Below are 12,833 nucleotides of genomic sequence, written 5' to 3'. Positions count from 1 at the left end.
ACCGGAGAAAGCCTCGCGCACCGTCCGCCCCGCATGACCTGCATGGTCAATCACATGACGCTCCATCAGAACGAGCGTCACATGGGCGCACGAGCGTCATTGCAGCGTCAAGATATCGCCCGTAACACCCACAGCACACATCATGCACACCGATATAACCGTAGGTCAGGCGTCCTTCTTTGGATTGACGACACCGGGGGTAGATCGCTGCGAGGTCCTACACCGCCGTCATCACGGCCACAGTCGTTTACAGCCTGATGCACCCGTATGGAGGACCACTGCACGCCAGGCGCCTGTAGCGCCCCTAGGTCGGCCTTCCCGTCCACGGACCGTCGAGGAGCTGACGTGGTGAAGTACGCCCTAACGGAGCCCCAGGTCGACTTGCTCCACGAGATCACGGCAGTTTCGGATGGTGGCGGGGAACTCCCGGTCGGCCAGGTGCCGGCCGACCGGGTCGATCACGGCCGCGTGCGTGGCGACGCCCGGCGGGCCGACACATCCCACACAGGACAGTCGAGACGTCAGTCAGCCGGAGGGTCAGACCCACCCGCAGCGTCACCACGTCACATCCTCACTGTCAGTCGTGCTGTTCACGGATCAGGGCCGCCAGCCGGTCAAGCCCCAGTTCGATCCGTTCCGGTGTGAGCAGGCTGTAGGAGAGCCGGATCTGCGTGGCGGCCGACTCGCCCTCGTAGAAGTGGCGCATGGGTGTCCAGAGCACGCCGTGCTCTCTGGCGGAGTGCTCAAGGAGGGCGTCGTCGGCTCGGAACGGCACTGTGACGACCAGGAAGAAGCCTCCGCCGGGAGTATTCCAGCCGACCCGGGGTTCGCTGCCCGGGGGGAAGCGCCTGGTCAGGCCGTCGAGCATGAGGCGGAGGTTGTCCCGGTACACCTCGATCTCGCGCTGGTTGGCCTTCTCCAGGCTGTACCCGTGTTCCAGCAGTTTGCCCGCGATCACTGCCTGGGAGAGGGGCGGGGTGTTCACGGTCACCATGCTCTTGAGTTTCGAGAGTTCGTCGGCGAAGAGCACGGTCCGCCCGTCGGCGGTCCGGACGAGCTGGTCGGCGACGGCGAAGCCCACCCTCGCTCCGGGGAAGCCGGTCTTCGCGAAGGATCCGAGGTAGACCACCTGCCCTGTGGTGTCCAGGGCCTTCAGGGTCGGCAGGCGCTCGGCGGTGGCGTTGAACACTCCGTAAGGGTTGTCCTCCAAGAGCAACAGGTCTTCCTGGCCCGCGAGTTCGAGGAGGGCGCGCCGGGTCGGGAGGTCCAGGCTGACGCCGGTCGGGTTCGAGAAGTCCGGAACCACGTAGCAGGCCCTGGGCCGCAGCCCTTCGCGCCGGGCGCGGTGCAGTGTGGCCGTCAGGTCGTCGAGGTCCACCCCTTGTGGTCCCGAGGCGACGGGCAGCACCTCCATGTCCACCAGGCGTGCGGCGCCCGCGAGTCCCACGTACGTCGGAGCGACGGCCAGGACGGCGTCCCTGTCGTCGGCGCGCAGCGCTCGGAGCACCAGGTACATCGCCTCCTGGCAGCCCACGGTGATGACGAGCGCCTCCGGGTCCGTGCTGATGCCCTCGTCCACCTCCAGGTAGCGGGCGACGACCTCGTGCACGATGCCTTTGGTCCGGCCGTACTGGAACAGCGTTCGCCGCACCTGGTCGGGCGACTGCTTCCGTTCGTCCGCCAGATAGCGCTCGTAGCGGCGCAGGTGGTCGTGGATCTGCTCGACTTCGAAGAACTCCTCGTACGGCCGGCCGGGGGCGAACGAGATCGCGTCGGGGTATCGTCCCGCGACCTCGTTGAGGAAGTTCATGGACTCCATGGCGGGATCCCGCAGTCCGGCGTGCAGGTCCGCGAGGTCGAGCTGTACGTGTCCGGTTCCGGATGGCGGTGTTGCGGTCATCGGTGATCGTTTTCCTCGTGTTCGGGGGCGGTCTGCCGTGGCTGCGCCGGAGTGCCGACCGTGCCCAACCGTGCCGCGTCGGCGACGGAGGCACAGCCTGCGAGCCCCAGGGCAGTGTGCAGTTCGGTGGCGAGCAAGCGCAGGACGTGCTCCGCACCGGCCGCCCCGCCGGCCGCCAGGCCCCAGAGCACCGGGCGGCCGACGAGCACACCGTCCGCGCCCAGGGCGAGGGCTCTCAGGATGTCGAGGCCCGAGCGGATCCCGCTGTCAAACAGCACCTGACAGCCGGGGCCGACCGCCAGGCGGACAGGGTGCAGCGCGTCGATGCTGGGCACGGCGCCGTCGAGCTGGCGCCCGCCGTGGTTGGAGACCACCACGGCATCGGCGCCGCACTCCTCGGCGCGGCGGGCGTCGGCCGGGTCGAGCACCCCCTTGACGACCAGCGGCAGCCGGGTGAACGCCCGCAGCCGCTCCAGTTCGGCCCAGCTCACGGCCGATGAGAACGCCTCCCTCGTGTGCGCCACCAGCGCCGAGTCGCCGGAGCCGGTGCGATGTGCGGCGGTTCCGGCGGACTCGGTGAGGTTCGCCGCGATGACATCCGCGGGAAGGGCGAACTGGTTGCGCACATCTCGCAGTCGGCGCCCCATCCACGGCACGTCGACCGTGAGCACGATCGCCGTGCAGCCCGCTTCCTCTGCCCGGCGGACCAGTCGAAGGGACTCTTCGCCGTCGCGCAGCCAGTAGAGCTGGAACCAGGTCTCGGCGCCGGTGCCGGAGATCTGCTCCACTGGCCGGCTGCTCAGCATGGCCGCGGCGAAGGGAACACCTGCCTGTGTGGCGGCCTTCGCCGCGGCGATCTCCCCGTCGGGGTGGACGAGCCGGTGGTAGCCCATGGGGGCGACCACCACCGGCATCGACACCGCCCTGCCCAGCAGGGTGGTCGAGCTCCGGCACCGGGAGACATCCCGCAGCACGCGGGGCAGCAGGTGGACGCGGTCGAGCGCGGCGCGGTTGGCCGCGAGGGTCAGCTCGGCGCCGCTTCCCCCGGCTACGAAGTCGCGTACTGCCGTGGGCAGTTCCGCCGCTGCGATGCGTTCGATGTCGTCCAGGCACACCGCGTCCTGCCACCGCTCGCGCGCCTCGTCCGCGGGCACGGGTGGGTCGGTGTGCGCGGCGCCACCCGTCATCGGCGCTCCCCGCTGAGCTCGCGCAGGCGCTCCACTTCGACGGCCTCGTACAGGGCCTTGATGTTCGAGCTGCCGAAGGTGCGGGCGCCGATCCGTTCGATCACCTCGAAGAACAGCGTCCGCCGGGGGTGTTCCGACCGGGTGAAGATCTGGAACAGCTGGCCGGCGTGGTCCTCGTCCACCAGGAGCCCGAGCTCGCGGAGTTCGGCCCCGGTGTGTCCCCGGGGCGCAATCCGGTCCGCCAGTGCGTCGTAGTAGGCGCCCGGGGTGTTCAGGAAGTCGACGCCCCGCCGGCCCAGGGCGCGCACGGCCCGTACCGCGTCGTCGGTCCGGAAGGCGACGTGTTGGATTCCGGCCCCCGCATGGTTCGCGATGAACTCGTCGATCTGGCCCGGCTCTGCGGTGGGATCCGGCGCGATCACCGTGAAGGTGACTCCGCCCGCCGCGCTGCGTACGACTTTGGAGACCATCGCCTGGTTTCCGACGACGATGTGCTCCTCGAACGCCTCGTGGAAGCCCAGGGCTCGCTCGTAGAACTCGATGGTGCGGTCGAGTTCACCGACCCCGACGCACACCGCGAAGTGATCGACGTCGAGGAGTGCCGGGTCGTCCGCGGTACGGTGCCGGGCCTCCGCTGTCTCCGGCAGGGGCCGGAATCCCACAGGCCGGCCCGGCCCCTCGCCTGGGGCGCGCTCCACGAGGGTGTGCACGACGTCGCCGAAGGTGCCGACAGCCGCCGTCACGACCGGGCCCGGGCGCAGCGCGGGTTCGGCGACCGGCCTGGCGCCCCGCCGGACGGCGGCCGCGAAGGCGGTGCGGACATCGGCGCAGCGCAGGGCGATGTCCGCGACTCCGTCGCCGTGCGCGTCGACGTAGACGGCGGCCGGATGTCCGGGCGCTGTGCCCTCGGTCAGCACCAGGGAGATGTTTCCCTGGCGCAGCTCCGCGCTGCGGAATCCCTGCTCCGCCGAGCCCGCCGTGGCCACTCGGGTGAAGGTGTAGCGCTCGATCCATTCGGCCGCGGCGACATCGAGGTCGCTCACGTACATCTCTATGTAGTCGAGTTCCAGGTCGTGGGGGAAGCCGTTCGAAGATGCCGTGCGCATGGGTTCCTCGTCTCAACTCGACATGGGGGATCGCCTGCGGTCGGCCGCGGCGACGGCGTACGCGCCGAACCGGCGCGCGTGCCGGCCGAGGGGCGCGGCGATGCGGGGCGGCGGCGGGAGGTCGGGCGCGCTGAGGACGCAGCGTGGGAAGGCCGGGCTCCGGCAGTCGGCGAGGTACGCCTCGGAGTTCTGCATCAGTGCCACCGGCGCCGCGCCGGCGAGTGCGGCTCCCGCTGCTTGGCCGATGGCGTTGTCCTCGCGGGTCACGACGCGATAGTCGGGTTCGGCCTCCAGCCGGTCCAGGAGCGGCGCGAGGATGCCGCACGGGGTGGCGAAGTAGGGTCCGAAGCCGTGCCGGACCAGCTCCTCATGGGTGTCCTGGACGGTACTGACGGCGGTGGTGGTGCTCTGCTCTGCCACTGTCCCTCCCTCCTGTCCCTGGGGCAACAGGCCCCGGGCGGATGTGCCGTGGAGGGCCACCGCGCGGCGTTCATGATCCGGTGCCGGCGGCGGGCAGCCTGGACCACAGGAAGTAGTAGTCCTGGAGGCCCGGGCCGCAGTCGAAGACGCCGACGTGGTCGAGCCCGGCCTCCCCGGCGAGGACGGTGAAGTCCTCCGGGGAGGAGAACCGGTGGTTCTCCTGGAGGATGACGTTGCCGCCGGGCCGCAAGCGGTCGCGCACCTGCCGGTAGAAGCGCCGGTGGACGGCCCAGTCGCTGTCTTGCCAGATCAGCGGGGAGTGCCGGCGCCGGTAATCGGTCTGTGCGTCATCGGAGTTGACGTGCGGTGGGTTCCCGATGATCAGGTCCCATCGCAGCTCCGGCGGTATCTGCGCGAAGCAGTCCGATACGTGGGCCGCTGCCCGCCCGTCCAGGCCGTTCGCCAGCACCGTGTCCCGGACGACCGGTTCGGTGTGTTCGTTGATGTCCGCCAGGTCGAGGGATTCGCACAGCCCACCGGCGAGCAGGGAGAAACCGATGAACCCCGGGCCGGCGCACCACTCCAGGAGCCGGTCGACCGGGCCGAGGTGCTTCCGCACGAACGGCACGTATGCCTGTCCGAATGTCTTTCCGCCGCCGTCGAGTTCGCGGGTGTACGACACCCGGATGTCTCCGAAGGTGACATGGCGGTACGACATCGCAGTCTCTCCCTCTGCCATCAGGGCCGGGCCAGGCGTATCGGTCCAGTTCTCGTTGATGTAGTCCATGCACGCTTGCCGGGGTGCGGCGAAGACCGGTTGCCAGCCCGTCGGCACACTGGCGAATTCGGGGAACAGCGAGTGCTGCCCTTCCGCATTGACCAGGACCGTGCACGCGCCGTTCTCGTCCTCGAATGGATTGCTCAAGATTCACCCTCTCTGCGAACGGATGGCGCTCTCGGAACACGCCGTCCGGGACGGCCCTCAGCGCAGGAACTCGTCCAGCTCGACATGGCGTACGCGGTACCCGTCCGGCGACTTCGCCGACAGTTCCACTCGGGCGGGGCGGTCCTGGTCGTGGAAGTAGACCGCTTCCATGGACCCGTCATCGGCCTCGGCGAGGATCGGGTTGGCCACCAGGAAGTCGCGTACGGCCGGGGAGTCACGCTTCACCTGGAGCCAGAGCCGCTTTTCTCCGAAGTGGTTCGGGGGCAGCACGATGCGGGTGCCGAATCGGCGTTTCCACTGGAAGGTTCCCTTGCTGAGAAAGGGTTCCGTGCCGCCAAAGTCCAGGCGCCGCACGCCGTTGTCCGCGGACCACATGATGAGGAAGTGGAAGATCGCGCCGAGGGCACCGCTGTTGTAGTGTTTCTTGTCGCCGTCCAGCACGCCGAAGAGCCGGAGCGTCATGACCTTGGCCGACGCGTTCCAGTGGCAGAGCGCTCCGCCGATGCGCTCGCCGCCCTGGGAGAGGAAGAACAGCCGGCCGGTTCGGAAGAGGCATTCATAGGACGCCTCCTTCTCTTCGACCCGCTCCCGGTCGCCGTGGCTCTGCCACATGGTCGGCCGGTAGATGCGGTCGTAGAAGAAGTCGAACAGTCCTGGGTCGTCCTCCGTCTCCCACGTCCATTGCGCCAAGCGCTGGTTGCGCAGATACTGCGCGCGTTCTCGTTTCGAGATGCGTTTGTGGAGGGACTCTGCGTCCTCGTCGATGTCCACCACGAAGTGGAACCGCATGGGGAACACCAGGGAGGCCGCGGAGGGCAGTTGCCTCGCCTTGGCCGCGCTGGTGCCGACGATCACGATGTCCGCGTCCGGTAGTTGCGCCGGATCGGCCAATTGGTGCCCGCGCACTGTCCCGTCGGCCCGTTCCGCTGCCGGGCCGCCCCATTTCTCCCGCTGCAGCTCCGTGAACTCCAGGGTGTACCGCAGCCCTTCAGGGAGTCCGGCGTAGGCGACGGACATGCCTCTCATACGGGAGACCACCGCGGGAAACTCGGCGCCGTCGCGGCTCTCCCACTGCGTGCGCAGGCCCGTGAGGAGCGGGTTGCCGCTGTTGCGCCACTGGTATCCCGCGTGCAGGCGCAGTCGGCGCAGCGGGTTCACCTGGCTCACGGCGATCCCGCCGTCGGCCGCGCCGCGGACTCCGGTCAGGGCCGGTGCGCCGGACTCGGGTATCGCTCCGGGCTCAGGCATCGGACGACCCCGCGATCGGTGCGCCCTCGTAGGTGAGCCGGTAGAGCAGCCGGTCCTGAGTGCCGTAGTCGAGAACGACGTCATGGGTGATCGACTGGTTGCCGAGGGGGACGAGCCGAGCCGCCACGGGGTCGTGCATGCGCGCCACGCCCCACGGCTCCGCCTGAATTCGCTTCAGCAGGTCGTCGATTTCGGTTTCGGCGGCGCTCGGCGAATTCACCATGTACTCGCGGGTCCGGTACCCAAGACCCGCCTGGTCCAGGCTTTCCCGAATGCGCTGACTGGTCGGGCAGGGGACGTTGTGCCATACCTCCATCGTGCTTTGCTCCCTTCGTGAAATGGGCCGGCTTTCGCTGTCGGCGGGCCGTCGGCGTCAGGCCACCGTTTCCCTGTTCGCGGCACTCGTCCAGGGATATGCGCCCCAAACGATCACCGAAGCCAGGGCGATCGCGGCCACCGCCAGGAGCAGCCCCGCACGCACATGGACGGCGACCGTCACCGAACTCGCGACCAGCGCTCCCAGCGGGACCCCGAGGCCCGACGAGAGCATCCGCCGGGTCGTGTTCACCCGGCCCTGGAGGTCCTCGGGGGTGACTTCCTGGGCGTAGGTCATGGTGTTGACGATGACCATCAGATAGGTCGAGCCCCATGCGGTGATCGCGACCAGCGCGACGCGCCAGTCGGTGGCCATCACGGCCGCGAGGCCGAGCACCGTACTCGCCGGCAGCGCGATCAGCATGATCCGCAGGGCGCTGACCCGGCGCCGCAGCCTTGGCAGCAGCAGCGATCCGATGATGCCGCCGGCGCTCCACGACGTGAACAGCAGGCCGATCCGGGCATCCGACGCGTCGATGCCGAGCGCACGGTCGGCGAAGATGACCAACTGGCCGATGAAGGCGCCGCCCGCGAAGGACTGGAGGCTGCCAGCAAGGGTCATGATCCGCAGCACGGGGTGCCCCCACAGGAAGCGCAGCCCCTCGCGAATGGACGCCATCAGGCCGGGCCGGTCCCCCGTGCCGTCGCCCAGGTGGGCCGGCGTGTAGACGATGCCCCGGATCAACAGCGCCGAGGCGAGAAAGGACAGTGCGTCCAGGGCGAGCGCGCCGGAGGCGCTGGTGACCGCGATCAGGGTGCCGGCCATCGCCGTGCCCGCGATCCGCACGGCCGTTTCGCCGCCCCACAGCACGCTGTTGGCCTCGGAGAGCCGGTCGCGGCCCACGGCTGCCGGAATCAGTCCGTAGCCGGCGGCGTCGAAGAAGATGTACAGCGTGGACGACAGGAACGCGGCCGTGAGGATATGGGCGGGCGTCAGCACGCCCAGGGCGGCGGCGAGGGGCATGCTGCCGAGGCAGGCGCAGTTGAGCAGGTCGGCGGCGACCATGAGACGGCGGCGGTGCACACGGTCGGCGATGGCTCCGGCAATCAGCCCGAAGAAAACGTAGGGAAGAGCCTCGCCTGCGGCAACCAGGGAAACGAGAATGGGAGATTTCGTCTCCTGATAAACCAGTACTGGCATCGCCACGAGCGTGACGGACGAGCCTAATACGGAAAGCACCCGGGACAGCCAGAGGTTCCGGAAGTTGTGCATTTTGCGCAGCGGAGGCCTTACGGTCACAGACTGGCTGCCCGCCGGATCAGCTGGTGATGTAGTCATGAGAAGTTGTACACATATCGCACCCCTGTCTGTCAAAAGCGCAAGAGATCACAGGTCAAAGACGTAGGCCCCCGGGCCCGTACGACGTGTCGAGACCTTTTCCGCCATCGCGACCAGTGTCCGGCGGCTTCCGGTGTAGGGGCGTCGGCCGTGCGATACGAGCAGATTGTTGACGAGCAGCAAGTCGCCGCGCTCCCAGGGAAAAGCGAAGGAACACGCGTCGTACGCCGCCCGGATCAGGTCCATATCCTCGTCCGGGATTGTCGTGCCGTCCCCGTAGTGGGCGGCGCGCGGCATGTCCTCCTCCGTGTACAACTCGGCGAGGGTTTCCCGGACATCGGGCGGAAGATTGGAGGAATGGAAGAGGTGGGCCTGGTTGAACCAGGACTCCTCTCCGCTGCGCGGGTCCGCGACCAGGGCCGGTCCGTGCTGCTGGGTGCGCAGTCCGTCCGCGGTCCATTCGAGGTCGATGCCGTGCGCCCCGCAGTACCTCTCCACCTCCTGCGGATCGTCGGTCTGGAAGGTCTCCTGCCAAGTCAGGCCCATTCCCTCGCGATAGGTACGGGCATAGCGGACGCCCTTGTCCCGGAAGCGGTCCACCAGCTCCCGCGGCAGGTGTCGGGCCAGGGCCCGGCTGTCGGCCAGCGGCGTCTCGCCTCCGGTCGTGGCGGTCTCCAGTGCGGCGAAGAACAGCCATCGGGGGTAACTGAGGGCGTATGCGTTCTCGTTGTGCTGCGCGATCGTCTGGGCGGCTGGATATTCGGTGGACGTGTAGACGTGGCCGCCGACCCGGCTGCGCGGCGTGGATCGCTCGGTGTAGTCGAGTAGTTCACCGCCCACGCACGCGGCCACCCTGTCGAGCGTCTCCGCACTGTCGATGGCGCGCCGCACGAGCACGGCCCCGGACTGGTCGAGGGCGTCGATGAGGTGCGACCGGTGTTCCGCCACCCACTGGGTCGTGCGCAGTCCGGCCGGACCGGGTTCGTACACGATGACACGGGTGTGCGCGCTGCTCTCCACATAGCCGGAGCACTCTCCGAGCGCGGCTGGATACGGCGGTGGTTCCGTTTGCATGGCCCTTGTCTCCCTTTGGCGCTCAGTGGTTGGCACGCACGGGTGTCGTCGGCTCTTCGGCCATGGCGGCAAGGGCGCGGATGTTCTCGCTGCGGTGGACATCGGTGGGGGTCAGGGCGTATCCGGCACGCCGGGCCCGCGCGGCGAGCCGGATGGCGAGGATGGAATCGCCCCCCACGGTGAAGAAGTTGTCCGTGACGGATACCGCGTCGAGCTCCAGGAGCTCGCGGCAGATTCCGGCGAGCACCCGTTCCGGTTCCGTGGCCGGCACGGCCACCTCCGGCGGTGCTTCGGGGGCTCCCGCGGCCGGGCCGCTGACGGACCCGGGAGGCGGCAGCGCCTCGCGGTCCACCTTGCCGTTGACGGTCAGCGGCAGCCGGTCCAGGACGACGATGTCCGCAGGGCACATGTACCGCGGAAGCCGGTCCTCCACGTGCTCGCGGAGCCGGTGGACATCGGGCATGGCGGTGTCCGGGTCCGGGGCCACGTAGGCGACGAGGCGCACGCCCCCGGGTCCGTCGGCGGCGATGACGCAGGCCTGGCCCACGCCCGGCCCGCCGACCAGGCAGCTCTCCACCTCGCCGGGTTCGATCCGGTAGGAGCGGATCTTGAGCTGGTCGTCGGTCCGGCCGAGGAATTCAAGGAGCCCGTCGGAGGTCTGCCGTACGAGATCGCCCGTGCGGTACATCCGCGCTCCGGCCGGCCCGTACGGGTCGGCCACGAATCGCTCAGCCGTCAGGTCGGGCCGCCCCAGATAGCCGCGGGCGAGCTGCTCACCCGCGATGTACAGCTCTCCGGGTGTACCGGTGGCCACGGGGCGGAGCCGGTCGTCCAGCACATGGGTGCGCGTGTCCCCACAGGGCACGCCGATCGGCACCGCGCCGGTGCCGGGCTTCTCCCCCGGCACCACCCGGTGCACCACACAGCCGACGGTGGCCTCGGTAGGCCCGTACTCGTTGACGATCGAGACCTGCGGGTGCCGAAGGCGGAACCGCGCCAGGGACTCGCCCCACAGCTGCTCGCCGCCGACGACCAACTCGCCTGTGGTCAGAGCGTCTTGGGGCAGCGCTTCGAGCAACGGCAGATGGCTCGGCGTGACTTTGAGGAAGGTGGGAGCGGGCCGTTCGGCGCGCCACAGCCCCGGGTCGAGGTCGCTCAGGTCGCCCAGGTAGAGGGTTCCGCCGGCCGTGAGCGGCCCGAAGAGCGTGGTCACGGTGAGGTCGAAGGAGACCGAGGAGTGCAGGATCGCGCCTCCGCCCAGGCCCGGGTAGACCTCTCGGGCCCAGCGGAGATAGCCGCTGAGCGCGTGGTGGCCGACCACCACGCCCTTGGGCCGGCCGGTCGATCCGGAGGTGTAGATGACGTACGCCGCGTTCCCCGGCCGCAACGGGCTGCGCCGGTCCGAGTCCGTGAGGTTCCCGGCGGGCAGCTCCGCGAGCGTGGCGCGGGTGACCGGGGATTCGGGGCGCAGGAGTTCGGCACCGGAGGCCGCCGCGTACGCGTCGAGGCGCTCGCCGAGCGACTCATCGGTGATCACGCAGACCGGCTGCGCATCGTCCAGGATCGTCACGATACGGTCGGCCGGATACTGCGGATCCACGGGCAGACAGGCGGCTCCGGCCTTCATCACCGCATACAGGGCCACCAGCAGTCCGGCGGTCCGCTCCAGCGCCACGGCCACGATGTCCTCGGGCCCGACGCCGCGGGAAATCAGCAGCCGGGCCAGCCGGTTGGCGCGTGTGTTCAGCTCGGCATAGTCGTACTCGGCGCTGCCCGAGACCACCGCGAGGCTGTCCGGCGTGCGAGCGGTCTGCGCCTCGAACCGATCGATGACGAGGGCCGTCGGCCGGGATACCGGGGCGGTCACAGGCCCGAGGCCTTGAGTACGACGTCCTTGAGCGAGGACCCGTCCTCGACGGGCCACATGTCCTGGACCGAGAGCGGGTCATAGGCGGTGGCCGCATAGCTGCCGGAGCCGTGCACGAGGATGTCCCGCTCTTGGACGAGGTCGCGGTCGATGGCGTTGAGGATTCCGGTCATCGCCATGACCAGTGACCATTCGCGCACCGCGCGAGGGTCGGCCGGCAGCTCCACTCCGGCGTCGCCGAGCACGGCGCGGATGTAGGGGTAGCGCTCAAGGCACTCGCGGAGCGAGACGACGATGCCGCCGCCGCCCTGTTCGCGGATGAGCTCGTTCATGCTCGGCGAGGTGACCGGCTTGCGCGTGTAGAAGGTCGTGTCGAGGACTTCCTGGGGGTCGAACGTCAGCGCCGGGAAGCGCTTGTCCCGCTGCTGGCTGTAGAGGCCCGAGTCCGGGTCGTAGACGTAGGCGGGCGCGTGCTCGGGGTCGGTCGACCCGTGGTAGAGGCTGAGCACCATGTCCGGGGCGCCGAGGTGCTGAACGAGGAAGTACCGTGGCGGCAGGCCGCGTTGGGGATGCGACTCCTCCAGGAGGCCGTGACCGTGGGCATGGCCGAGCAGGCCGTACGCGCTGGACACCGCGTGCACATGGAGGCGGGGTTCGTCGGCGGCGGGCGCGAAGAAGTCCGCCTCGGCGAAGGCGCGCACCACATCGGCCGCGATGTAGTTCTCCAGCTGCAGCGTGTACCAGAGGTTGGTGCCCACGGCCTTCCGTATGTGCGGGCCGTGCTCCTCGACGACGTTCTGCGCGAGGGCCTTCACCGTGCCGGGCTCGTCTCCCGCGTAGACGGCGATGGGGTTGCGGGCCCGCAGCTCGGAGTCCGTGAACAGCTCGGAGTCGCGCATCTTCAGGACCGATCCGGCGGGCACGACGACGACCACGTTCAGCTGCTGCGGGGTCACGAGCCCGAGTTTGATCGCGCGCAGCACCGCGTCGCGCAGGGCGGTGGCCTTGTTGGCCGACGAGGGGGTAACGATCGTGACCCGCTCCCCCGTGTCCTGGATGAAGCGGATGGCGCGGGCCACGATGACCAGTGAGGCGAAGGTCTTGGTGGTGAGCGTCGCCGGATTGCGCATCAGGTCGAGGAGCGCGAGACTCCTGCCCTGGTAGTCGCGCAGGGGTGTGTGCGCCAGATCGGAGACGGCGAAGTACTCCCGGACCTCTGGAGTGAGCTCCGGCAGTTCGATGCCCGGTGAGAACGCGGATCCGGAATCGTTTCTCGATTCCGGAAGCAGCCGGCGCAGTACCGGCCCAAGGCGCTCGTAATAGTGGGAGATGGCGTTCTCAAGAAGCATGCGAATCCCTTTTCATGCGCCACCTACTGGTCATACGCCGCCCAGTGGCTGCCGATTCTGTGAGTTGCCCCCTGCAAATGCA

General features: G+C 69.1%; 11 protein-coding genes. All 11 read right to left on the bottom strand.

Annotated features, from left to right (window positions below; all coding sequences use genetic code 11):
- Positions 1-577 precede the first annotated feature (577 nt).
- On the bottom strand, positions 578-1,900 hold the full coding sequence (locus ACFVUT_RS31090; RefSeq protein WP_389656307.1) for a PLP-dependent aminotransferase family protein: 1,323 nt from the start codon (positions 1,898-1,900) through the stop codon (positions 578-580).
- A complete protein-coding gene (locus ACFVUT_RS31085; protein WP_389656310.1) occupies positions 1,897-3,087 on the bottom strand; it encodes an alpha-hydroxy acid oxidase in 1,191 nt (396 codons plus the stop codon). The genes ACFVUT_RS31090 and ACFVUT_RS31085 overlap by 4 nt, the downstream gene beginning before the upstream one ends.
- The gene (gene hppD / locus ACFVUT_RS31080; RefSeq protein WP_389656313.1) at positions 3,084-4,193 is read right to left on the bottom strand and encodes a 4-hydroxyphenylpyruvate dioxygenase; all 1,110 of its coding nucleotides are present in this window, start codon (positions 4,191-4,193) and stop codon (positions 3,084-3,086) included. Before hppD ends, ACFVUT_RS31085 begins: the two co-directional genes overlap by 4 nt.
- A gap of 12 nt (positions 4,194-4,205) precedes the next feature.
- Entirely contained in the window at positions 4,206-4,613 is a 408-nt protein-coding gene (locus ACFVUT_RS31075) for a hypothetical protein (protein WP_389656316.1), read from the bottom strand.
- Positions 4,614-4,683: 70 nt separating this feature from the next.
- Positions 4,684-5,538 (bottom strand): MbtH family NRPS accessory protein, encoded by an 855-nt coding sequence (locus ACFVUT_RS31070; RefSeq protein ID WP_389656319.1) that lies wholly within the window; start codon positions 5,536-5,538, stop codon positions 4,684-4,686.
- A 57-nt stretch (positions 5,539-5,595) separates the two neighbouring features.
- A complete protein-coding gene (locus tag ACFVUT_RS31065) occupies positions 5,596-6,807 on the bottom strand; it encodes a hypothetical protein (RefSeq protein ID WP_389656322.1) in 1,212 nt (403 codons plus the stop codon).
- The gene (locus tag ACFVUT_RS31060; RefSeq protein ID WP_389656325.1) at positions 6,800-7,123 is read right to left on the bottom strand and encodes a hypothetical protein; all 324 of its coding nucleotides are present in this window, start codon (positions 7,121-7,123) and stop codon (positions 6,800-6,802) included. The genes ACFVUT_RS31065 and ACFVUT_RS31060 overlap by 8 nt, the downstream gene beginning before the upstream one ends.
- 57 nt (positions 7,124-7,180) lie before the next feature.
- Positions 7,181-8,395, bottom strand: coding sequence for an MFS transporter (locus tag ACFVUT_RS31055; RefSeq protein ID WP_389656328.1), 1,215 nt, complete (start codon positions 8,393-8,395; stop codon positions 7,181-7,183).
- 114 nt (positions 8,396-8,509) lie between these two features.
- Complete coding sequence (locus ACFVUT_RS31050; protein WP_389656331.1) at positions 8,510-9,535, bottom strand: TauD/TfdA family dioxygenase; 1,026 nt, start codon at positions 9,533-9,535, stop codon at positions 8,510-8,512.
- Positions 9,536-9,557: 22 nt separating this feature from the next.
- Positions 9,558-11,402: an amino acid adenylation domain-containing protein gene (locus ACFVUT_RS31045; protein ID WP_389656334.1), complete on the bottom strand. Its 1,845-nt coding sequence runs from the start codon at positions 11,400-11,402 to the stop codon at positions 9,558-9,560.
- On the bottom strand, positions 11,399-12,751 hold the full coding sequence (locus ACFVUT_RS31040; RefSeq protein WP_389656337.1) for a DUF6002 family protein: 1,353 nt from the start codon (positions 12,749-12,751) through the stop codon (positions 11,399-11,401). The genes ACFVUT_RS31045 and ACFVUT_RS31040 overlap by 4 nt, the downstream gene beginning before the upstream one ends.
- Positions 12,752-12,833 lie beyond the last annotated feature (82 nt).

Origin of the sequence: Streptomyces sp. NPDC058051, assembly GCF_042885475.1 — a bacterium.
Classification (GTDB): Bacteria; Actinomycetota; Actinomycetes; order Streptomycetales; family Streptomycetaceae; genus Streptomyces.
The sequence above is the reverse complement of the archived record's forward strand: the minus strand, read 5'-3'. Positions and strand labels throughout refer to the sequence as shown.

Coding starts and splice junctions, on each gene's coding strand:
- ACFVUT_RS31090 (WP_389656307.1), bottom strand. CDS start 1,900: ATGACCGCAACACCGCCATCCGGAACCGGACACGTACAGCTCGACCTC.
- ACFVUT_RS31085 (WP_389656310.1), bottom strand. CDS start 3,087: ATGACGGGTGGCGCCGCGCACACCGACCCACCCGTGCCCGCGGACGAG.
- hppD (WP_389656313.1), bottom strand. CDS start 4,193: ATGCGCACGGCATCTTCGAACGGCTTCCCCCACGACCTGGAACTCGAC.
- ACFVUT_RS31065 (WP_389656322.1), bottom strand. CDS start 6,807: ATGCCTGAGCCCGGAGCGATACCCGAGTCCGGCGCACCGGCCCTGACC.
- ACFVUT_RS31060 (WP_389656325.1), bottom strand. CDS start 7,123: ATGGAGGTATGGCACAACGTCCCCTGCCCGACCAGTCAGCGCATTCGG.
- ACFVUT_RS31055 (WP_389656328.1), bottom strand. CDS start 8,395: ATGCACAACTTCCGGAACCTCTGGCTGTCCCGGGTGCTTTCCGTATTA.
- ACFVUT_RS31050 (WP_389656331.1), bottom strand. CDS start 9,535: ATGCAAACGGAACCACCGCCGTATCCAGCCGCGCTCGGAGAGTGCTCC.
- ACFVUT_RS31040 (WP_389656337.1), bottom strand. CDS start 12,751: ATGCTTCTTGAGAACGCCATCTCCCACTATTACGAGCGCCTTGGGCCG.